Annotated in this window: 26 protein-coding genes; 22 read left to right on the top strand and 4 right to left on the bottom strand. The window is 64.7% G+C overall.

Annotation, left to right across the window (positions count from 1 at the left end; all coding sequences use genetic code 11):
• Positions 1-16 precede the first annotated feature (16 nt).
• The 3 genes from AB7E19_RS19685 to AB7E19_RS19695 are packed head-to-tail and all read right to left on the bottom strand — an operon-like array spanning position 17 to position 1,478.
• On the bottom strand, positions 17-910 hold the full coding sequence (locus AB7E19_RS19685) for a hypothetical protein (RefSeq protein ID WP_182963416.1): 894 nt from the start codon (positions 908-910) through the stop codon (positions 17-19).
• Between the two features lie 12 nt (positions 911-922).
• A complete protein-coding gene (locus AB7E19_RS19690) occupies positions 923-1,228 on the bottom strand; it encodes a helix-turn-helix domain-containing protein (protein ID WP_113995593.1) in 306 nt (101 codons plus the stop codon).
• Positions 1,229-1,271: 43 nt separating this feature from the next.
• Complete coding sequence (locus tag AB7E19_RS19695) at positions 1,272-1,478, bottom strand: hypothetical protein (RefSeq protein WP_052156554.1); 207 nt, start codon at positions 1,476-1,478, stop codon at positions 1,272-1,274.
• Positions 1,479-1,572: 94 nt separating this feature from the next.
• Here AB7E19_RS19695 and AB7E19_RS19700 point away from each other — a divergent pair, with 94 nt between their 5' ends.
• The 13 genes from AB7E19_RS19700 to AB7E19_RS19760 all read left to right on the top strand — a co-directional run bounded on the left by AB7E19_RS19700 (position 1,573) and on the right by AB7E19_RS19760 (position 9,521).
• Positions 1,573-1,992, top strand: a complete 420-nt coding sequence (locus tag AB7E19_RS19700) for a helix-turn-helix domain-containing protein (RefSeq protein ID WP_060444039.1) — start codon at positions 1,573-1,575, stop codon at positions 1,990-1,992.
• Entirely contained in the window at positions 1,989-2,375 is a 387-nt protein-coding gene (locus tag AB7E19_RS19705; protein WP_182963417.1) for a hypothetical protein, read from the top strand. Before AB7E19_RS19700 ends, AB7E19_RS19705 begins: the two co-directional genes overlap by 4 nt.
• Before the next feature lie 45 nt (positions 2,376-2,420).
• The gene (locus AB7E19_RS19710) at positions 2,421-3,521 is read left to right on the top strand and encodes a phage protease (RefSeq protein ID WP_278855947.1); all 1,101 of its coding nucleotides are present in this window, start codon (positions 2,421-2,423) and stop codon (positions 3,519-3,521) included.
• A gap of 3 nt (positions 3,522-3,524) precedes the next feature.
• Positions 3,525-3,905, top strand: a complete 381-nt coding sequence (locus tag AB7E19_RS19715; protein ID WP_182963419.1) for a capsid cement protein — start codon at positions 3,525-3,527, stop codon at positions 3,903-3,905.
• Between the two features lie 25 nt (positions 3,906-3,930).
• Complete coding sequence (locus tag AB7E19_RS19720) at positions 3,931-4,860, top strand: major capsid protein (RefSeq protein WP_054893686.1); 930 nt, start codon at positions 3,931-3,933, stop codon at positions 4,858-4,860.
• A gap of 10 nt (positions 4,861-4,870) precedes the next feature.
• On the top strand, positions 4,871-5,203 hold the full coding sequence (locus AB7E19_RS19725; protein WP_182963420.1) for a hypothetical protein: 333 nt from the start codon (positions 4,871-4,873) through the stop codon (positions 5,201-5,203).
• A gap of 2 nt (positions 5,204-5,205) precedes the next feature.
• The gene (locus AB7E19_RS19730) at positions 5,206-5,598 is read left to right on the top strand and encodes a Gp49 family protein (RefSeq protein ID WP_278855942.1); all 393 of its coding nucleotides are present in this window, start codon (positions 5,206-5,208) and stop codon (positions 5,596-5,598) included.
• A gap of 326 nt (positions 5,599-5,924) precedes the next feature.
• Complete coding sequence (locus AB7E19_RS19735; protein ID WP_278855940.1) at positions 5,925-6,380, top strand: phage protein Gp36 family protein; 456 nt, start codon at positions 5,925-5,927, stop codon at positions 6,378-6,380.
• The gene (locus tag AB7E19_RS19740; RefSeq protein WP_182963423.1) at positions 6,380-6,934 is read left to right on the top strand and encodes a Gp37 family protein; all 555 of its coding nucleotides are present in this window, start codon (positions 6,380-6,382) and stop codon (positions 6,932-6,934) included. Before AB7E19_RS19735 ends, AB7E19_RS19740 begins: the two co-directional genes overlap by 1 nt.
• 14 nt (positions 6,935-6,948) lie before the next feature.
• On the top strand, positions 6,949-7,203 hold the full coding sequence (locus tag AB7E19_RS19745) for a hypothetical protein (protein ID WP_182963880.1): 255 nt from the start codon (positions 6,949-6,951) through the stop codon (positions 7,201-7,203).
• A gap of 16 nt (positions 7,204-7,219) precedes the next feature.
• On the top strand, positions 7,220-8,671 hold the full coding sequence (locus tag AB7E19_RS19750; RefSeq protein ID WP_182963424.1) for a phage tail sheath subtilisin-like domain-containing protein: 1,452 nt from the start codon (positions 7,220-7,222) through the stop codon (positions 8,669-8,671).
• A 29-nt stretch (positions 8,672-8,700) separates the two neighbouring features.
• Complete coding sequence (locus tag AB7E19_RS19755; RefSeq protein ID WP_033965086.1) at positions 8,701-9,222, top strand: phage major tail tube protein; 522 nt, start codon at positions 8,701-8,703, stop codon at positions 9,220-9,222.
• 2 nt (positions 9,223-9,224) lie between these two features.
• Positions 9,225-9,521: a phage tail assembly protein gene (locus tag AB7E19_RS19760; protein ID WP_182963425.1), complete on the top strand. Its 297-nt coding sequence runs from the start codon at positions 9,225-9,227 to the stop codon at positions 9,519-9,521.
• A gap of 138 nt (positions 9,522-9,659) precedes the next feature.
• Here the strand turns inward: AB7E19_RS19760 and AB7E19_RS19765 are convergent, their stop codons facing one another.
• Complete coding sequence (locus tag AB7E19_RS19765) at positions 9,660-9,950, bottom strand: hypothetical protein (RefSeq protein WP_278855926.1); 291 nt, start codon at positions 9,948-9,950, stop codon at positions 9,660-9,662.
• Here AB7E19_RS19765 and AB7E19_RS19770 point away from each other — a divergent pair.
• The 9 genes from AB7E19_RS19770 (at position 9,949) to AB7E19_RS19810 (ending at position 18,762) form a co-directional block, all read left to right on the top strand.
• Positions 9,949-13,221, top strand: coding sequence for a phage tail tape measure protein (locus AB7E19_RS19770; protein WP_182963426.1), 3,273 nt, complete (start codon positions 9,949-9,951; stop codon positions 13,219-13,221). The genes AB7E19_RS19765 and AB7E19_RS19770 overlap by 2 nt on opposite strands.
• Entirely contained in the window at positions 13,222-13,836 is a 615-nt protein-coding gene (locus tag AB7E19_RS19775) for a phage tail protein (RefSeq protein WP_278855923.1), read from the top strand.
• Positions 13,833-14,066, top strand: coding sequence for a tail protein X (locus tag AB7E19_RS19780; RefSeq protein ID WP_278855920.1), 234 nt, complete (start codon positions 13,833-13,835; stop codon positions 14,064-14,066). Before AB7E19_RS19775 ends, AB7E19_RS19780 begins: the two co-directional genes overlap by 4 nt.
• Entirely contained in the window at positions 14,063-15,079 is a 1,017-nt protein-coding gene (locus tag AB7E19_RS19785) for a phage late control D family protein (RefSeq protein WP_182963838.1), read from the top strand. Before AB7E19_RS19780 ends, AB7E19_RS19785 begins: the two co-directional genes overlap by 4 nt.
• Positions 15,076-15,675, top strand: coding sequence for a phage baseplate assembly protein V (locus tag AB7E19_RS19790; protein WP_182963427.1), 600 nt, complete (start codon positions 15,076-15,078; stop codon positions 15,673-15,675). The genes AB7E19_RS19785 and AB7E19_RS19790 overlap by 4 nt, the downstream gene beginning before the upstream one ends.
• Before the next feature lie 70 nt (positions 15,676-15,745).
• Positions 15,746-16,171 carry a GPW/gp25 family protein gene (locus tag AB7E19_RS19795; protein WP_079381551.1) on the top strand — a complete coding sequence of 142 codons (426 nt, stop codon included), beginning with the start codon at positions 15,746-15,748 and terminating at the stop codon, positions 16,169-16,171.
• Positions 16,168-17,286: a baseplate assembly protein gene (locus AB7E19_RS19800; protein ID WP_278855910.1), complete on the top strand. Its 1,119-nt coding sequence runs from the start codon at positions 16,168-16,170 to the stop codon at positions 17,284-17,286. Before AB7E19_RS19795 ends, AB7E19_RS19800 begins: the two co-directional genes overlap by 4 nt.
• A complete protein-coding gene (locus tag AB7E19_RS19805; RefSeq protein WP_182963429.1) occupies positions 17,279-18,319 on the top strand; it encodes a phage tail protein in 1,041 nt (346 codons plus the stop codon). The genes AB7E19_RS19800 and AB7E19_RS19805 overlap by 8 nt, the downstream gene beginning before the upstream one ends.
• Positions 18,319-18,762 (top strand): hypothetical protein, encoded by a 444-nt coding sequence (locus AB7E19_RS19810; RefSeq protein WP_182963430.1) that lies wholly within the window; start codon positions 18,319-18,321, stop codon positions 18,760-18,762. The genes AB7E19_RS19805 and AB7E19_RS19810 overlap by 1 nt, the downstream gene beginning before the upstream one ends.
• Positions 18,763-18,772: the final 10 nt, after the last annotated feature.

Below are 18,772 nucleotides of genomic sequence, written 5' to 3' on the forward strand. Positions count from 1 at the left end.
ATCGAGTTCCTGCGCTTCAGGCCGCTTCTGGCGCGTATGCGCCCAGCGATTTGTCGAAGGTGGTGCGTTCCTTGGTCAGGCCCGCTTCTGCCCGCGAGAGCGCCTGCTCGTACACCTCGGCGATGTGGGCCAGCGCAGCCTCGTACTTCGGGCGCTGTTCTTCGGGAATGTCCTGCGCGACCTCGAACAACGTGATGCGGCAGGTTTCCAACTCGCTGATGGCCTGGGCGATCTTGCGACCGGCGGCCGCGACCTGGTCGGAAACCGGCTCCAGCGCATCGGGCCAGTCCGTGTCGGCGACCACCTTCTTCTTGAGCTGTACCTGGAGGTTGGTGAGCTTTTTCTGCGTCTTGTCCAGTACAGCGTCCTTGGCTTCAAGATCGCCTTGCAGGCTGCGGATGGCATTCCGTAGTTCGCCCGCGCTCATACGGTCGATGTCGTCGATGTCCTTCAGATTCTCCAGCACGTCATCGTCGTGAGTGACAAGCTCCAGGAAGGCGCTGGCACTTTTCACCTGGGTGCTCAAAAGTGCCAAATTGGCAGATTTCGCCGTTTTGGCAGCAGCCTGCATAAAGCGCGCGGCTGACCTGTAGCTGAAGCCGAGGAACTCCACACGCTTCTCGAACTCGCCGTGCGGCGTCAGCTCGCGCAGCACCAGCAGGCGCTTGCCCAGCTCCAACAGTGATTCCACCGTGCGGCGCTGGTAGAAGCGGATTTCATCTTCCAGGGCACCGATGGTCAGGGAACCTTCGTAGCCGATCTCGGTGGCGATGGCCTGCGCGGCGGCCTCTTGCTTGCTGTGCATGACGGCGAGCTGGTTGGCGGCTGCTGTGGCGGCAGGCAGGCCCGGCAGGTCGGCGTCAGTGACGACTTCGGCGGCGGGTGCGATCTTGGTTGCGGTGCGGGCCATATGTTCTTCTCCTTAGTGATTGGTCAGGCGAGTCTGGATGTTCTCGATGCGCTCGCGGGCGGCGTCGAGGCTGCGGAGGATAGAAACGGCGTGGCGCGCGAACTGCACCGAGGGGCGGATGCGCCCGGTCTCCGGGATGCGTTCGGCAAAACCCTTTTCTTCGAGCGTGGCGACGTAACGGGTGATGGCGCTGGGATCGAGGCCGGTGGCCTTCGATAGATCGGTGGGCGTCATGCCGTTGGCGAAGTGGCCCAGCAGTGCAGCCAGGACATCGAGCACCTTGGCTGCTGTCTGGCTGGTCTTGATTGGTGTGCTCACGATTAAGGTTCTCCTGTGAAAATGATTTGCAGCGTGCGAAAATTCAGGCGGCTCGGTTCGGTTTGAGACCGAGAGCGACAAACACCTGATGCGCCTTGCCGCGTTTGCCCTTGGAGCGACCACGCAGCACCATGAACATGGCGTCGTAGTCCAGCCCCTTGCGGCGGCAGTAGTCGGAGAGCGACTCGCCGCGAGCGTCCAGGTCGGCGCGAAAGGCGGCGATCTTCCGGTCGATTTGGTCTTGGGTCATGGGTTCGGCCTCTGGTGGTTTTGGTTGGTGATGGTGGTGATTATTTACTCGAACGAGTAAAAGATCAAGTGGTTTTTACTCATTTGGAGGTTTAATGACTATCGGATGCAGATTAAAAGAGGAGCGAAAGCGGCTCCGTCTAAACCAGACGGATTTCGCGGCGTTGGCCGGGGTGCAGATCAGCGCCCAGACCAACTACGAGAACGACAAGCGGCAACCGGATGCGAAGTACTTGGCCGCTATCGCGGAGGCCGGAGCTGATGTCGGCTACATCACGACTGGCGTGCGCAAGGGCGAGGAACACACCACGCCAGCAGCGCAGTTGCTGCGGATGAAGGTGTTGGCCAGCTTGCTGGCCGATGAGCTGCACAAGCGCGAGACCGGCTTGTCGGAGGTTGGCTTCCATGAGCTGCTTGATGAGCTATGGCCGGAGTGGAGTGCCGATGCGACGCCAGAACCAGCGGCGCTGCGCGAGCGCATCGCACACGCATTGAGTGCAAGGGGGGTGAAATGAATTTGAGGAGGGTTGTTTTCGCGTTAGCGGTCTGCGTGGGCCTTGTTGCCTGTGGCGAGGATGCTGACGACGTGCCGCCACCAGAGAAGCGGCAGGTGTCGGTGCTGGTGATGGACACCAGCGCGGCAGAGAATCCCGTGCTGAAGTTCCGGGCCGAAGACGTGGCCTTGAGCGACGTGCTCAAGAAAGTCGGGCCATTGACGAAGTCGCAGACCATCGCGTTGCGCTGCGAAGGCGGCTACAACAAGCAGCCGCCGCTGTATTCCCTCGACTTCGACATCGTCCGTGGCAACGGTGGCGCGACTGAGAGCCTGCTGGGCGTTGTGGATACGGCGACCATGCACGAGGTCTGCGTGAAGAAAATGCGGTCGCGCAAAAACTAAAAGCCTTTACTGTCTGCCGCCCATGCCGCTCGGCAAAGTGGCGGCATGGACAAAAGCACCGCACACCGACAAGTAGCAGCGCTGGCCTTCGAGATCGTTCTCGAAGGCCAAGGCGCAACGCGCACCGCTCCTGCTCGGATGCGCGTAATTCCTGATGGGCACTTCGATGCCCTCGACGGCCGCCCCGGCAACATGGACGGGGTCAAGGCCAAGACGTGGTTCCTTGACGCGACGGCCGCCGCTGCGGTTGACGCCAACTTCAAGGCGGGCGGCGTCAAGCTCCCCATCGACTACGAACACCAGACCCTCAAGGCCGCAGAGAACGGGCAACCCGCGCCCGCTGCTGGCTGGATTACCGCGCTGGAGTATTCGCCCGGCGTGGGGATGCTCGCGCATGTGAGCTGGACGGCCGCTGGCCGCGCACACCTGGAGGGCGAGGAGTACCTCTACATCTCGCCCATCCTAATCTTCGACGCCGAGACCGGCATGGTGCTCGGCCTGCATAGCGTCGCTCTCACCAACAAGCCCGCGCTCGGCGCGCTGGGCGAGATCACTGCGCTCACCAACGATTCTCTACGCCGACTGCCCGGCTCTGGCAGGACTACCAACGAGGAACCCATCATGGAAAAAACCAAGGTGCTGGTGGCCCTGGGATTGCCCCTGGACACCGGCGACGACACCGCGCTCGCGCAGCTCTCCACGCTGGTGCAGAAAGCCCGCGACCAGGAGCAGCAGATCGCGGCGCTGAAGGCCAACCAGTTCGACCCGGCCAAGCACATCCCGCTGGATGAGCACCAGAAGCTCACCACCGAGCTGGCCGCGCTTAAGTCCACCAGCGACAAGGCCGAGCACGAACGCCTGATGACCGCCGCGCTGTCCGACGCGCGCATCCTGCCGCCCAACGAAGCCTACTGGCGCACGCAGCCGCTGGCGGCGCTGCAAGCCTTCCTCAAGGAAGCCAAGCCGCTGGCCGCGCTCAAGGGCACGCAGACCGGCGGCACCCCGCCTGCGGGCGGCGGCGACCTGGACGTGAAGGACTCCAACGCCATCGCCCAGGCCGCGTTGAAGTACCAGCAGGAACAGGCCCAGGCCGGTGTCACCGTTTCCACGGCTGCGGCCGTGGCCCACGTCACGAAAGGAGCGTAAGCAATGGGCAACCCCACCCTCATCAAGAACTACACCGCCGAGGGCGACATTGCGGCCTACCGCATCGTCAAGTTCGGCGCGGCCGATGGCGGCGTGGCGCAGGCTGCGGCCAGCACCGACCTGGTCATCGGCGTGAACGCGGAGCTGCCCGTGGTTGCGGGCGAGCGCGTGGACGTGGTTCGCGCCGGTCTCGCGGACGTGGAGTTCGGCGGCACCGTGGCGCGCGGCCAGCCGGTCGCGGCGGACGCCGACGGCAAGGCCGTGGTCGCCGCGCCTGCGGCGAACGTCAACGCCCACATCATCGGTTTCGCCGAGGTCAGCGCGGTCGCTGGCGACATCGCCCCGGTGTTGCTCGCGCGCGGCGTGTTCCAGGGCGCTGCCTAACCCTCATCACACATAGGAGATTCACATGGCAATTCGCCCGTTTCCCATCGACCCGAAGCTGACCGCCATCGCCATCGCGTACCGCAACCCGGACGTGGTGCTGATCGCCGACAGCGTCCTGCCGCGCACGCCGACCTCGCAGGAGTTCAAGTGGCTGGAATACGACCTGGCGCAAGGCTTCACCGTCCCCGACACCCGCGTGGGCCGCAAGTCGGTGCCCAACGAAGTCGAGTTCAAGGCCGAGGAGCGCACCGACAAGGTGGAAGACCACGGCCTCGACGACATCGTGCCGAACGAGGACGTCGAAGCCGACAACCAGGGCGTCGATCCGCTCGGCACGTCCACGGCCTACCTGACCAACCTGGTGAACCTGGGCCGTGAGCAGCGCGTCGCTTCCAAGGTGTTCAACCCGGCCAGCTTCTCGGCCAACAACCAGGCCACGCTGTCAGGCACTAGCCAGTGGTCGCACGATTCGTCCGACCCGGTGGCCTCCATCGGCGACGCGCTCGACTCGCCGATCATCCGCCCGAACATCGCCGTGTTCGGCCAGCAGACCTGGACGAAGCTGCGCCGCCACAAGCTGATCGTGCAGGCCATCAAGGGCACGGCGCAGGGCGCGGGCATGGTGTCGCGCCAGGAGTTCGCCGAGTTCTTCGAGCTGCAAGAAGTGCTGGTCGGCGCGGGCTTCGTGAACCAGGCCAAGAAGGGCCAGGCCGCGACCATGTCGCGCGTGTGGGGCAAGCACGCGGCCTTCCTGTACCGCGACCGCGCCGCAGGCCCGCAGGCTGGCGTGACCTACGGCTTCACCGCCGCTTGGGGCAACAAGATCGCGGGCAGCATCGACGAACCGAAGATCGGCCTGACTGGCTCCCAGCGCGTGCGCTCCGGCGAGCGTGTTAAGGAAGTCATCTGCGCCCGCGACCTGGGCTACTTCTTCCAGAACGCCGTGGCGTAAGGGGGCGACGATGGCAAAGAAGGAACCCGTCCAGTTGCCGGAAGGTGAAGGCGACAAGCCGCAGGCCGAAGCCGCACAAGCCGAAGCCGTGCAGGCCGAAGCCGTGCAGGCCGACACTGCGCAAGCCGATACCGCGCAGACCAGCGCGCAACCGGAAGGCCAGACCCAGGCCGAGCAGAAGGTGAAGCCCGCGCAGGGCGATGCCAAGACAGTCCGGCCCATCGTGCGCGTCGAGCACGATGGCCAGGTCTATGAACCCGGCAGCGATGCCACGTTCGAGGTCGGCGGCAAGCAACTGCAATCCTTGCTCGACGCGAAGGCGGTCGAGATCGTGGAGGTATGAACATGGAATCCACTCAAGTGAACGGCCCGCGTGTCACACCGGGCGATGTCGAAGCGGAAATCGTCAGCGAGTTCTGCTTCACCGCTGCCGATGGCGTGCTCGGCGAATCCCAGCTCGGTACCGCGCCTGCGTCGTGGGTTGGCCTGGAGCGTGTGACGTTCGCCGTGCTGACGTTGCGCAACGGCACCAAGGTGGTCGGCATCAATTACGGTGCTATCGACCCGGCACAGCATAGTGCCGAGCGTGGCCGCACCGAGGCCCGCAAGGACGCCGTGAGCAAGGTCTACGAGTTGCTGGGCTTCCGCCTGCGTGACGAATTGGCCCGCCCTGTGCTGACCGAGGCCGATGCGCTGGCCGACCTCAACGGCACGCCGCGCCCCAGCCGGGCAAGCTGATCTTCCTGCCTCAACGCCACCTGGCCTTCTCCCTGGCAGTTTGCCCGCGTCGTATCCCGGCGCGGGCTTTTTTTCGGTGGCGCGCTATGCGGCCCTACAAGCCCGCCGTACCCCTGTGGTGCCCCCGTTGTATAGGCTAGGGCGTTTGAGCGCCAGCGAATCGTTCGCAAACGGCCGTGTGCCCTTCTTGATGGCCTACGACTGGCCGCAGGGTGCAGCGGTGGGGACAAACCCTCCGAAACCGGCCTCCTGCCGCCTGCCCACCACCGGACAAAAACTAAAGACCTTTACTGTCTCCGTGGCGGTGCGCTCGGCAAAGTGGCGACATGGACTACGCCACCTTTACTCAACTCACCGAGCGATACGCCGAGCGCGACCTGCGGCTTATCACCGACCCTGATGCGCAGGCTCTGGATGCAGGCCGCGCCGAGCAGGCGTTGGCTGATGCCGCCGCCGAGATCGACGCTTGGCTCGACCGCCGCTACGTGCTGCCCCTGGTAAGCATCGACGGTGAGCCGATGGCCGCGCCGGTGGTGCTGGTGCGCTGCGCGTGCGACATCGCCATCTACCGGCTGCAAACGCTGCGGCCTGCCGACGACATCAAGGATGCCCGCCAACGCTACGAAGACGTGGTGAAGCTGCTCAAGGCCATCGGCTGCGGCGACGTTTCCCTGCCTGGTGCGAAGCTGCGCGCTGACGTGGCCGACAACCCTGCATCGCAATCGGCCGGTATGCCGCAGTTCGGCCAGCCGCCGTCGCTGTTCGGACGGAGGAACCGCTGATGAGCACGGTCGGCGATCTGGAAAACGCCATCGTGGCCCGCCTGTCGGCGGCGCTCACATTGCCGGGCCAGGCGCATCCGAAGGTGGATGTGCGTGCCTGGCCGGAGCGCCCGCGCGACTACCGAATGTCCCATCCGCACGGCGCTGCGCTGGTCATCTATCGCGGCAGCAAGTTCACGCACCGTGCGACCGCCGGGCAACTGGTGACCTACGAGGACGAGTTCGAGATGGGGTTGGTCTCCCGCACGTTGCGCGAAGCCAATGTGCCAGGTTCGGCGGAGGCCGCCCTGGGCGTCGGCATCTATGACCTGCTCGAAACCTGCCGTGAAGCACTCATGGGGTGGGTACCGCAGTTCGCTTCAGGCCAGGTGCGAGTCATCAGCGTCGAGTTCGACGACTACGTCGAGGGTACGTGGGGCTACAGCCTGCGTTTTGCCATTCCCATGACCACCGTGGCCAACCGACCCCGCCCGCCTGGGCCGTGGGGCGTCACCAACGAGGACGCCGCACCGGCGCTTTCCGAATCCGCTGTGCAGCTACCTGAAACCACTTAAACGAAGGAGTGCTTATGTCTCGCTATCTATACACCGGCCCCGATTCCGCCGTGACGCTCAAGGTGAGCGACGGCAAGGGCAACCTCAATGATCAGGACGTGCTGCTCTGGAACAGCCAGGAGGTCGAGCTGCCCGCCGATCACGATCTGGTGCGCGTGCTGGTGCAGAAGGGCCGCCTCACGCCGGTGCCGACCACGCCGGTGCAGGTCGAACAGCCCGCCACTACTGAACCCACGGCCGCACCCGAGAAGTCGGGCAAGACCAAGTAACTGAAAGGAGATTCCAATGGCTGCAAATTTTCTGCACGGCGTCGAGACCATCGAGATCGACAGCGGCCCACGCCCCGTCAAGCTGGTGAAGACCGCCGTGGTCGGCATCGTCGGCACGGCGGCGGCCGGGGCAGTAAACACGCCCATCCTCGTCACCAGCGAAAGCGACTTCGCGCAATTCGGCCAGGACATTCCCGGCAGCACCATCCTCAAGGCGCTCAACCGCATCTACAAGCAGAAGGGCACGGTCGCCATCGTTATCAACGTGCTCGACCCGGCCACGCACAAAACCACGCTTGCTGCCCCGGAAACCGTGACTGTTGACCAGGACGGCAAGTTCTCGCTGGGTCATGCTGCCGTGGTGGGTGCCATCACGCTGACCAACTCGGCAGGCTCTACCACCTACGTCAAAGACACCGACTACTCGTTTGACCCGGCGACCGGCACCGGCCAGCGCATCAGCTCCGGTAGTATTCCTGCGGGTACCGTAGCCGCTCCCACCACGCTGAAGGCGTCGTATACCTACGCGAATCCGACGCTGGTGCAGCCGTCGGACATCATCGGCACCATCAACGGGGCTGGCCAGCGCACGGGAATGAAGGCGTTCCGCGACAGCTACCAGCTTTTCGGGTACTACCCGAAGATCATCATCGCGCCGGTGTTCAGCACCCTCAACTCGGTGGCCACCGAACTCGGTGCGCTGATGAACAGCATTCGCGCCTTTGGCTTCGTGACCGCCCCCATCGGCACCACGTTCCAGCAGGCGATCACCGGGCGTGGGCCATCCGGCAGCATCAACTTCAACACCAGCTCGCGCCGCATCGGCCTGTGCTTCCCGCATGTGAAGGACTACGACACGGCGACCGACACCGAAGTGCTGGCCGACCTGGCGACTTATGCCGCTGGCGCGCTCTCGCGCAAAGACCAGGAGAACGGCTACTGGTGGTCGCCCTCGAACACCGAGCTGCTCGGTGTGACCGGCGTGGAAACGCCCATCGACGCGATGATTAACGACCCGAACAGCGAGGCGAACCTGCTGAACGAGGCGGGCATCATCACGGTGTTCAACAGCTACGGCACGGGCATCCGCTTGTGGGGCAACCGCAGTGCGGCCTTCCCCAGCGAGACGCATCCCAAGAACTTCATCAACGTGCTGCGCACGGCGGACGTGATTGCGGAGAGCCTGGAGTACTACACGCTCCAGTACATCGACCGCCCACTGGACAACGCGCTGATTGACGCCATCGTCGAGAGCTGCAACGCCTTCATGCGCAAGCTCAAGGCAGACGGCGCAATCATCGACGGCAAAGTGTGGTTCGACCCGGCGGACAACGAAACCACGGAACTGGCTGCGGGCCACGTCACGTTCACCTACGACTTCATGCCGCCGACGCCTGCCGAGCGCGTGACCTACAAGTCCATCGTGAACATCGACTACCTCAACCAGTTGGGCACGAAGTCCTCCTGAACATCCAACCAATCTGAAAGGAGCCAATCGTGGCCGGTATTCAAGTAAACACGCTCAACAACGCGAACATCTACATCGACGGCAACAGCCTGTTGGGCCAGGCCGAGGAGTTCAAGCTCCCGGTGGTGAAGTTCAAGATGGCCGAGCACAAGGCCGTGGGCATGGTCGGCGCGATCAAGCTGCCCAGCGGCTTCGAGGCGCTGGAAGGCGAGATCAAGTGGAACTCGTTCTACGCCAACGTGTGGCCCAAGCTGCTCGACCCGTTCACCCCGGTTCAGCTTCAGGCGCGCGGCAGCCTGGAAACCTACACCAGTCAAGGCCGCACCCAACAGGTGCCCTACGTGGTGTTTCTCACCGCCTCGTTTTACGAGGTGCCGACCGGCGACTTCAAGCAGAACGACAAGGCCGAGTTCAGCAGCAAGTTCTACGCGACCTACATCAAGCAGCAGGTCAATGGCGCGGATGTGCTGGAAGTCGATGCGATGGCCAACATCTACAAGGTCGGCGGCGTTGACAAACTCGACCTGTACCGCACCAACATCGGAGGCTGACCATGAGCGATACCACGAAGAACACCGCAGCACCCACCAATCCCGCGAGCGTGGATCTGGCAATGCCGCTGGCCACTCCCAACGGCGAGGTCAAGACCATCAGCTTCCGGCGCGGCAAGGCCAAGGACATGGTGGCAGCGCAGCGCATCGAATCCGACCCGGCCCGGCGCGAGTTGGTGCTGATGGCGATGCTGTCCGAGCAGAAGCTCACCGTCGAAGACATCGAGGAGCTGGACTTGGCCGACCTGGCCATCGTCCAGGCGGCATTTCAAAGTCTGTGGATGCCCCGCGCTACCTGATGAAACCTTGTGGGAGGCGTGCGGACTGCTCGCCAAGTGGTTCCGCTTCCAGCCTTCGGAGATCTACGAGCTGGAGTGGTGGGACTTTGAGAAGTGGGTGGGCCTGGCGGTGAAGCAGGCCGAGGCCGCCGCAGCGGCTTACCGGACGTAGCCGAGGCGGCGGGCCAGCCAGGCGAACGGAGTGGGAACCAGCAAAGCCAACCAGCGCAGCGGGAGGCAGAGCACCAGACCCAGGACGTAGCCGATGATTCCGCCGCCGATGGTTCCAGGGATGGAGGTCAACAGAAGGCCGAGCACCGTACCCAAGAACGCCAGCAGGTAGCCAACCACCCCGGAGCATTGCGCCCAGGGCAGCGTCATAGCGTCAGCGGTATCGCGTTCCGCTTGAGCGCCTGCTTCCTGCCACGATTTTTGGAGCCAGTCTTTCATGTCGAAGTCGTTAACCCTCGGAATTGTCTTTTCTTCGATGGGGGCCGGTGCTGTTGCCACCACCATCGGGACTGTGGTAGGCCACCTCGGCAGTATAGAAAAAAAGGTGGTAGAGGCCAAATCCAGGATGAAGGAACTTGGCCTGGAAACCGTGGACGCCTTCGCCGTACAGAAGAAGGAACTGCAACAGGCCAAGGAACAGCTCCAGGCGCACCAGACTGCTACCACGTCCTTGGGCCGCTCCGTGGCGATGGCCCGTATCGAACAGGAAGCAGCTACCGAGTCGCTGCAAGCCTATCGTACCGAACTGGCCGGACAGACCGGCCGAGCCACCGATGAGCAGCGCGTCAAGCTCAAGACGCTACGCGAGCAGGTCAGCCAGGCCGATAGGAACCTCAAGGAGCTGACCAAGGAGTTCAAAGAAGCCCGCGACAAGGGCCAGGGCATGACCGAGGGTGTGATGCGTCAGACCGAGCGCCTGCAACGGCTGCGCACGGCCCTGGAACAGAATGGCGTGTCTACGCGCAACCTGTCTGAACATCGCCGCCGCATTACCCAGGCCATGCGCAACGAGCAGGCCACGGTGGACAGGCTGACCACCCGCTACGAGAGGCTTAAGGCAGCGCAGAACGCGCAGCAGCAAGCCCGCGCTGACCTGAACTCGCGCTGGGGCGATGCGATGGCGGCCTACGGCACCGCGCGGGCGCTGGGTGCGCCCGTGGGGGCGTTCATCCGCCAGGACGATGCGCTCAACTCGCTCCAGGTCGCCATGATGGACAAGAACGGCCAGGTGGGCGGTACCTACGACGCGCTCAAGCGCCAGGCCATCGAGCTGGGCAACCTGCTGCCGGGCACCACGGCGGACTTCGTCGGCACCGCCCGCGCGCTCATGGAGCAAGGCGTGGCGGTCGAGTCGGTGATGGGTGGCGGCCTGAAGGCGGCTTCGTACCTGTCGGTTGTGCTGCGGATGCCAACCGAAGAAGCCGGTGAGATGGCGGCCAAGCTGCGCGAAGCCTACAAGCTCTCCGACGACGAGTTGACGAAGATGGCTGACTCCATGCAGCGGGCCAAGTTCGCCTTCGGTATGAAGCCGTCCGACCTCATGGCCGCCAGCGCCTACCAGGCGCCCATGCTCAACCAGCTTGGTATCTCCGGCATCGACAACACCAACAAGATGTTGGCCATCCAGGGCATGGCCGCGCAGGTCGGCCTGGAAGGTTCCTCGTTCGGTACTAACTTCTCGATGATGCTCTCGCGGCTGGCCAAGGGGCCGCAGATGATCGAGGACGCCAAGAAAGGCATGAAAGGCCACGCCAAGGGGCTGATGGAGGACGCGGGGATCACCTTCGACTTCTTCGACAAGAAGGGAAATTTCGCGGGCCTCGACCACATGGTCACGGAGCTGGAGAAGCTAAAGACCATCAAGGACAAGCTGGGCGACAAGGCGGCGATGGAAGTGGCCGAGGCCATGTTCGGCGCGGAAGCGGGCCGCCCGGCCATGATTCTGGCCGAGCAAGGCATGGCGGGGTTCCGCGCTGCGCAGGAGCGCATGGCGCAGCAGGCCAGTCTGCAACAGCGTATCGAACGCACCACACAAAGCAGCAAGAACACAATCGAAGCCTTGGGCGGTTCGCTGGAGAACCTGGGCGCAGCCCTGGCCGGGCCAGTGGTGCAGGCGCTGCACCCACTCATCAATGTGCTGAACACCGCTACCGGCTGGCTGACAGAGTTTGCCGACAGCAACCCGCGCGCTACCAAGGCGTTGGGCTTCCTGGTGCTTGGCCTGGGCGCAGCGATCACCACCTTCTTCGCGTTGGGTGTGGCCATGTCCTTCGGTCGCGTGCTGGTCTCCGGCCTCCAGGTCTTCTCACTCATGACCCGCATCGGCGGCGGCGCGGCCTGGCTGGGTGGCGTGCTGCGCGGGCCGTTGCTGGGTGCGCTGGGTGTGGCGAGGGTTGCCGTGATCGCGCTGGGCCGCGCCATGCTGATGAACCCCATCGGCCTCATCATCACCGGCATCGCGGCCGGTGCGTACCTGGTCTATCGTTACTGGACGCCGATTAAGGGCTTTTTCCTTGGCCTATGGAGCGGCATCAGGTCGGGTTTCGTGAGTGCTTGGAACGGCGTCACGTCGATTTTCACCGGCATCTGGAACCAGATCACCAGCGCCTTCTCTGGCGGCATCGCGGGCGTAGGCAAACTGATCGTGAACTGGTCGCCGATGGGACTTTTCTATAAAGCGTTTTCCGGCGTGCTGTCCTGGTTCGGCGTTGACCTGCCGAAGAACTTCACCGACTTCGGCACGAACATCATTAGCGGGCTGACCAACGGCATCAAATCGGCCATTGGAGGGGCGGTCACAGCCATCGGCGACTTCGCCTCCGGCCTCAAGTCGAAGTTCACCAATCTGCTGGGCATCCAGTCACCGTCCAGGGTATTCATGGGCTTCGGCGGCAACATCGGCGAGGGCGCGGCGCTGGGCATTCTGAAATCCGTGCCGGGCGTCCAAGGCGCTGCGGGCAGGCTGGCCGGGATGGCGCTGGCCGGTGCGGTCGCCGCGAGCAACACCGCCGTCGCGGGGGTGAACAGCTCCATCCAGACGCGCCAGCCGATTGAACCGCCTCGCCTGGAAGCTCCGGCCGCGCAGGCGTTGCGCCCGGTCGCGCCTGCCGCCATGCCGCGCGTCGAGCTGCCGCGCATGGGTGTCCCGCGGCTGGACGTGCCCGAGCAGCCGCGCCAGGTTGCCTCGCCAGCGGCTGTGCAGCCTGTCGCGCCCGTGGTGGTGCAGCAGGCCCGCCAGCCCGCTCCGGCCGCAGTGCTGCCGCCGGTGGTTGCCTTGCCGCCGATGCCGCGTATCGAGATGCCGCGCCTGGCGCTGCCGGGGCCGAACCTGGCCGCGTCGCCGGTGGCCAGGCTGGTCGCGTCGGTGGTGATGCCGCAGGCCAGTGCGCCCGGCCCGGTACGTGTCGATCTGCCGAGCCTGGCGTCGCCCATGCAAACGGCGCAGCCTGCCTTGCCTACGTCCATGCAGCGGGTTGGCGAAGTGAGCCAGGCTGTGTCCCGCCGCGAGAGCGCGGCCGGAGCAGCGACTGCGGCCGCACCTGGCCAGGGGATGACGATTCACTTCTCGCCCAACATCACCGTGGGCGGCGGCGACAGCAATGGCAGCGACGTGCGCGGCCAGGTGCAGGAGAGCCTGAAGCTCTCCATGCGCGAACTGGAACAGATGATTCGGCGCTTGCAGGCCGAGCAACAACGGAGGGCGTTCTAAATGGCGATCATGACGCCGGTAGGCAATTTCGGCATGGGCACGGTGGCCCAGATCATCCATGAGCTGACGCGCACGCGCGGCGGCGTGTCGCAGCACGCGCTGCTGGGGGAAATCACCTTCGACCTCATCACTTACTTCGAGGGCATGGAGGCGAACTTCTCGGCGAACTACGTGGAGCACGCGCTCATTGAAGGCAAGCCACGCCTGCAATGGGTGGGCGACAACCTGGACGAAGTGAGTTGGAGCCTGGTGTTCCATGCCGGGTTCTGCGACCCGGAGCTGGAGATGCTCAAACTGCGCGGCGCAATCACGCGCCATGAGGCGTTGCCGCTGGTGTTCGCCAACGGCGATTACAAAGGCTGGTTTGTTCCTACCGATGTGCGTGTGACCACCCGGCAGGTGATGCGCGACGGTACCCTGATCTGGCTGGAGGCCGAGCTGACGCTGCGCGAGTACGTGCGCCCGGTGGTGTTGGTCGAGGAAACCTCCAAGCAGGAACCAGTGGCCACCGAGAGGCCTGACCCGAACGGCCAAGTGAAGAAGCCCGCGCAGACGGTCAACCGTGCGCCCGCGTCCAGGCCCGCCAGCGCGCCGCCAACCAGGAGCGCACGATGACGGCCATCGACTGCATCGAGCACATCACCCAGGCGGGCGAACGCTGGGACACGTTGGCCTGGCGCTACTACGGCGATCCACTGGCCTACAGCCGCATCATCGCCGCCAACCCAGCGCTGGACATCAGCGCCACTTTGCCTTCGGGCGTGGTGGTGCTGGTGCCGGTACTGCCGCTGACCGAATCCAGCCAAGCATTGCAGGATGAGGAGCTGCCGCCGTGGAAAAGATGAAGGTAGCCACGCCCAAGGTGATTGTGCTCTACGAGAGCAAGGACATTACCGCCCACGTCGCGCCCGCGCTGATCGAGCTGGCCTACACCGACTTCATGGAAGGCGAAAGCGACTCCGTCGACCTGGCGCTGGAGGACGCCGAGCGCCGCTGGCAGGATGCCTGGTATCCACAGCATGGGGACGTGGTGCAGGTGCAGATCGGCTATGCCGGAGAGCCGCTGCTGCCCTGCGGCGAGTTTGAGGTGGACGAGGTCGAACTGGATGGCCCCCCGGACGTGATCCGCATTAAGGCGCTGGCCGCTGGCGTGAAGCGCAGCGTGCGGACACGCAACGGCCGGGCATACGAGAACACTACGCTGGGCGACGTGGCCAAAACCGTGGCCCAGCGCAACAAGCTCAAACTGACCGGCAAGATTGAGCCGGTGAAGATCGCGCGCGTCACGCAGGTTTACGAAACCGATCTGACCTTCCTCAAGCGCGTGGCCGAGAGCTACGGCTACTCGTTCTCGGTACGTGGCGACAAGCTCTGCTTCTTCAAACGGTCGGAACTCAAGGCGGCGGAACCCACCCTGGTGATCCGCCGCCAGGACGTGACCAGCTATCGTTTCCAGGACAAGGTGCGTGGAGTGGTGGCGGCGGCCACGGCCTCCTACCACGACCCCAAGACCAAGCAGGTCAAGAAGGCCACGGTGAAGGACGTCGAGGCCAAGGGCAACCAGCATAGTGCCGATGAGCTGAAGCTCAACGTGCGAGCCGAGAATGAACAGCAGGCGCGGCTCAAGGCCGACGCGGCGCTGGATAGGGCCAACGAAGACCAGACCGGCGCAACCCTGGCCATGCCCGGCCAGGTGAAGCTGATGTCCGGGGTGAATGTGCGGCTGGAAGGCTTCGGCAAGATGGATGGCAAGTACACCATCACGCAGGCACGGCATCGCGTGTCTCGCAGCTCCGGTTATGGCACTGAAGTCGATCTCAAGCGCGTGCGCGACCCGAAGCAAGGAGCGATGGCATGAACATGGCCACTGGCGGCGCGCGCTACAAGCAGGGCATCGTGGCCGAGTCCCGACCGGGGTTTGCCCGTGTGCGCTTCGATGACGTGGACGGCCTGGTCACGGCCTGGCTTCCGCTACTGCATCCCAAGACCCTCGCCGACAAGGTGGTGTGGACGCTGGACGTGGGCGAGCATGTCGGCTGCATCCTGGATGAGTTCATGGAGGACGGCTGCATCCTCGGCGCAATCTACTCTGACGCCGACGCGCCGCCGGTGAGCAGCCCGGACAAGTTCCGGCTCCAGTTCAAGGATGGCGGCTCGGTTGAGTACGACCGCAGCAACGGGGCCATGAACATCGTCTGCAAAGGTGTTGCAAACCTGGTCGCCGATGGTGACGTCACCGTGAAGGCTCCCTCGGTTATGCTGGACACGCCGCAAACCACCTGCACCGGCCAGCTCACGGTCGAGGGGATGCTCACCTACAAAGGCGGCATGGCGGGCAGTGGCGGCAGTGGTGCGGCGGCCACCATCCAGGGCAATGTCCAGGTGGACGGCAACATCGACGCATCGGGCAGCATCATGGATGCCGGTGGTAACTCCAACCACCACTCGCACTGACCCGGCCAGGCCCGGCAGAAACTAAAGCCCTTTAATCGCGGCAAAGGGCTGCGCTGGCGACCATACGGGCATGGTTGCCATCGTCCCCGCTACTTCTCGCCCTGCATTCTTCCAGCCCGCTCTGTCGGGTGCGACTGCGGGCCACCCTTCCGGCCTTGCGAGTGATCGCCTGGGCGAAGTCGTGACGGGCGTGGCCGACATCAATCAGTGCATCTACATCATCCTGACCACGCCGAAAGGGAGCGACCCGCATCGCCCCACCTTTGGCAGCGAGCTGCACCTCTACCTCGACTATCCCATCGACAGCGCCCGCCCGCACTTCGTGCGTGAAGTGGTGGATGCCCTGGCGATATGGGAGCCGCGCATCAAGGTGATGCGCGTGCCGGTCACGAAGGAAGGCGATGCGGGTCTGCTGGTCGGAGTCGAGTGGGTGTTCGCCGACAGCGTGGAGGCCGAGATGTTCTCCACGCGCGTACCCATGAGGAAGGTGCTATGAGCCTGCTTGACCGACAACTGCCGGAGCCGGACTTCATCGAGCGCGACCCTGCGAAGATCACGCGGGAGATGATCGCCACCTATGAGTCGCTCACAGGCAAGACGCTATACCCGGCGCAGGTGGAACGCCTACTGATCGACCTGATCGCGTACCGCGAGAGCCTGGTGCGCGAGGCGTTCCAGGACGGAGCAAAGCTCAACCTAGTGCGCTACAGCCGGGGCGTGATTCTGGACAACATCGGCGAGAACGTGGGCGTGCAGCGCGTTGCGGCGGTCGCTGCCAGCGTGAAGCTGCGCTTCACCTTCTCGCCCGCGCCGAACATCGCCACCGTGCTGCCGCAGGGAACTGAGGTGGAAGGCGGCGGCGTGTCCTTCGCCACCGCGCAGGCCGTGAGCGTGGCCGCAGGCGCGGCGAAGGTAGAAGTGCTGGCTACCTGCACCCAGGCGGGCGTGGTCGGCAATGGCTTCGTGCCTGGCCAGATCAAGACGCTGGTGGGAACGCCCTCGGGCCTGGTCGTGACCAGCGTCGAGAACATCACCACCTCGGAGGGCGGCGCGGACGAGGAAAGCGACGAGCGCCTGCGCGAGCGCATCGTGGCCGCCCCGGAGACCTTCAGCGTTGCCGGTTCGGTGGAGGCGTACCGCTTCCATGCCATGTCGGCCCACCCGGACATCGTGGACGTGGCCGTCATCTCGCACATTCCCGGCGACGTGACGCTGTATCCGCTGACTAGTTCCGGCTTGCCGGGCGAGACCATTAAGGCGGCCGTGCTGGCGACGTGCAGCGGCGAAAAGGTGCGCCCGCTCAACGACCAGGTCATGGTCGCCGACCCGGTTCCGGTGAACTACGCCATCGACGTGCGCGTGGTGCTGACCCGAACGGCCGATGCGGCGCTGGCCCAGGCCCAAGTCGAGCAGGCCGCGCTGGACTTCCGCGACAACCGGGTGCAGTTCGGCACATCCATCGTGCGTTCGCAGCTCATCGACGCGCTGCACGTCTATGGCGTGTATTCCATCACGCCCGTGCAGCCTGTGGCCGACCTCGACCTGGAGAAGTGGGAGTGGCCGCGCTGCACCAGCATCAAGGTCACGGTGACGGGAGTGGCGCATGGCTGACTTCGAGAAGCCCTCGCTGCTGCCGCCCGCGCTTGCGGTTGACCTGTCCATGCGGGCGCTGGAGGTGCTGATCGCGCGCCTGGTCGAACTCGACCTGGCTCCCACGCTGGTCTATGACTTCGAGCATGTCACCGAGTCGGCGCTACCGCACCTGGGCGAGCAGTTCCACGTCATGGGTGCGGAGGGCTGGCGGCTGGCCACGACGCCGGAGCAACGGCGGGCGCTGCTGGCGCGAGCCGTTGCGCTGCATCGGCACAAGGGCACGCCCTGGAGCATCCGTGAGGCGCTCAAGTCGGTGGGCTTCAACGACCTGGAGATAGCGGAGCGCCTGCCGTCCAACCGCTACGACGGTGCAATCGCGTACAGCGGCGCGGAAGCCTACGCCGCCTACGGCTGGGCGCAGTTCCGCGTCATCGCCGACGCGGGCGACGAGCAACCCATCACTTCGGCGCAGACCGCGCTCATCGTCGAGACCATCAACGCCTGGAAGCCCGCGCGCAGCCACCTGGTGGATGTGCGCTACCGCGCCAGCGAGACCGAGCAGGTGGACGTGGCCGAGGTCGAGCAGCACCAGGGCGTCATGACCCATGACGACCAGCACCGATGGGGAAAGCACTTTTATGACGGCGCGCTGGCCTACGACCAGGGCGCTACCCACCTCTGGAACGGTGCGCTGCGCTTCAACGGCGCGGCCCTGCACAACGGCTTCTCGGCCACGGCCGAGGGTGCCCGCTACGAGGGCGAACGCGAGGAAGAAAGCCTGGAAGCCTCGCTCGGCTTCTTCGACCAGCAGACGCGCTGCCCGGTGTTCGCGGGCGAGCTGGACTACAGCGGCATGGCTGACTTCGGGGCATCGGCTCCGGTGGCCGAGGACTTGCCCATGCCTATCACGTTGCGCCGCCACCGGCGCTTCGACGGCCGCCTGGCGTACAGCGCCCACCGTTTCGACGGTTCGCAGCGGTACGCCGGGCAATTCACCCACTTCGGCAACTCGGCGTACAGCGGCGATGTTGTCACCCTGTTGGAGGCGTAATGGAAATAAAGATCAAGGAAGGCGTTCCGCTGGCCGGGCACTTCCACCTTGACGTGTACCGCTCCGGTGTCCTGGTTGCGGTCATCGACGAGGAGAACCTCATCGTCAACGGTGCCAAGAACCAGCTCGCCCGCTTGGTCGGCGGCGCGGGCACGAACCGGCATATCACGCAGATCGGTTTCGGCATTGGCCAGACCGTCGCCGCGCCGGGCCAGACGGCGCTGACCTCGCCCTACATCAAGGCTATCGGCAGCGTGGAGTACCCCGCGACCGGCCAGGTGCGCTTCAACTGGAGCCTGTCCACGGCCGAGCTGAACGGCGTGGCCATCACCGAGTTCGGGCTGATCTGCGCGGACGGCACGTTGTTCTCGCGCAAGCAGCGCAAACCCATCGAGAAGGAGTCCGACCTGTCGCTGACCGGCTCCTGGACGATTCTTTTCTAAGGAGACCGAT

The organism is Aeromonas sp. (genome assembly GCF_050252055.1).
In the GTDB taxonomy this organism is placed as follows: Bacteria; Pseudomonadota; Gammaproteobacteria; order Enterobacterales; family Aeromonadaceae; genus Aeromonas; species Aeromonas caviae.

Bases quoted from the DNA above. Each gene is read 5' to 3' on its own strand.
- AB7E19_RS19800 (WP_278855910.1), top strand. From the start codon at position 16,168: ATGAGCCTGCTTGACCGACAACTGCCGGAGCCGGACTTCATCGAGCGC.
- AB7E19_RS19700 (WP_060444039.1), top strand. From the start codon at position 1,573: ATGACTATCGGATGCAGATTAAAAGAGGAGCGAAAGCGGCTCCGTCTA.
- AB7E19_RS19750 (WP_182963424.1), top strand. From the start codon at position 7,220: ATGGCTGCAAATTTTCTGCACGGCGTCGAGACCATCGAGATCGACAGC.
- AB7E19_RS19780 (WP_278855920.1), top strand. From the start codon at position 13,833: ATGACGGCCATCGACTGCATCGAGCACATCACCCAGGCGGGCGAACGC.
- AB7E19_RS19795 (WP_079381551.1), top strand. From the start codon at position 15,746: ATGGTTGCCATCGTCCCCGCTACTTCTCGCCCTGCATTCTTCCAGCCC.
- AB7E19_RS19785 (WP_182963838.1), top strand. From the start codon at position 14,063: ATGAAGGTAGCCACGCCCAAGGTGATTGTGCTCTACGAGAGCAAGGAC.
- AB7E19_RS19705 (WP_182963417.1), top strand. From the start codon at position 1,989: ATGAATTTGAGGAGGGTTGTTTTCGCGTTAGCGGTCTGCGTGGGCCTT.
- AB7E19_RS19695 (WP_052156554.1), bottom strand. From the start codon at position 1,478: ATGACCCAAGACCAAATCGACCGGAAGATCGCCGCCTTTCGCGCCGAC.
- AB7E19_RS19790 (WP_182963427.1), top strand. From the start codon at position 15,076: ATGAACATGGCCACTGGCGGCGCGCGCTACAAGCAGGGCATCGTGGCC.
- AB7E19_RS19715 (WP_182963419.1), top strand. From the start codon at position 3,525: ATGGGCAACCCCACCCTCATCAAGAACTACACCGCCGAGGGCGACATT.
- AB7E19_RS19720 (WP_054893686.1), top strand. From the start codon at position 3,931: ATGGCAATTCGCCCGTTTCCCATCGACCCGAAGCTGACCGCCATCGCC.
- AB7E19_RS19735 (WP_278855940.1), top strand. From the start codon at position 5,925: ATGGACTACGCCACCTTTACTCAACTCACCGAGCGATACGCCGAGCGC.
- AB7E19_RS19765 (WP_278855926.1), bottom strand. From the start codon at position 9,950: ATGAAAGACTGGCTCCAAAAATCGTGGCAGGAAGCAGGCGCTCAAGCG.
- AB7E19_RS19710 (WP_278855947.1), top strand. From the start codon at position 2,421: ATGGACAAAAGCACCGCACACCGACAAGTAGCAGCGCTGGCCTTCGAG.
- AB7E19_RS19740 (WP_182963423.1), top strand. From the start codon at position 6,380: ATGAGCACGGTCGGCGATCTGGAAAACGCCATCGTGGCCCGCCTGTCG.
- AB7E19_RS19725 (WP_182963420.1), top strand. From the start codon at position 4,871: ATGGCAAAGAAGGAACCCGTCCAGTTGCCGGAAGGTGAAGGCGACAAG.
- AB7E19_RS19775 (WP_278855923.1), top strand. From the start codon at position 13,222: ATGGCGATCATGACGCCGGTAGGCAATTTCGGCATGGGCACGGTGGCC.
- AB7E19_RS19685 (WP_182963416.1), bottom strand. From the start codon at position 910: ATGGCCCGCACCGCAACCAAGATCGCACCCGCCGCCGAAGTCGTCACT.
- AB7E19_RS19745 (WP_182963880.1), top strand. From the start codon at position 6,949: ATGTCTCGCTATCTATACACCGGCCCCGATTCCGCCGTGACGCTCAAG.
- AB7E19_RS19760 (WP_182963425.1), top strand. From the start codon at position 9,225: ATGAGCGATACCACGAAGAACACCGCAGCACCCACCAATCCCGCGAGC.
- AB7E19_RS19805 (WP_182963429.1), top strand. From the start codon at position 17,279: ATGGCTGACTTCGAGAAGCCCTCGCTGCTGCCGCCCGCGCTTGCGGTT.
- AB7E19_RS19810 (WP_182963430.1), top strand. From the start codon at position 18,319: ATGGAAATAAAGATCAAGGAAGGCGTTCCGCTGGCCGGGCACTTCCAC.
- AB7E19_RS19730 (WP_278855942.1), top strand. From the start codon at position 5,206: ATGGAATCCACTCAAGTGAACGGCCCGCGTGTCACACCGGGCGATGTC.
- AB7E19_RS19770 (WP_182963426.1), top strand. From the start codon at position 9,949: ATGTCGAAGTCGTTAACCCTCGGAATTGTCTTTTCTTCGATGGGGGCC.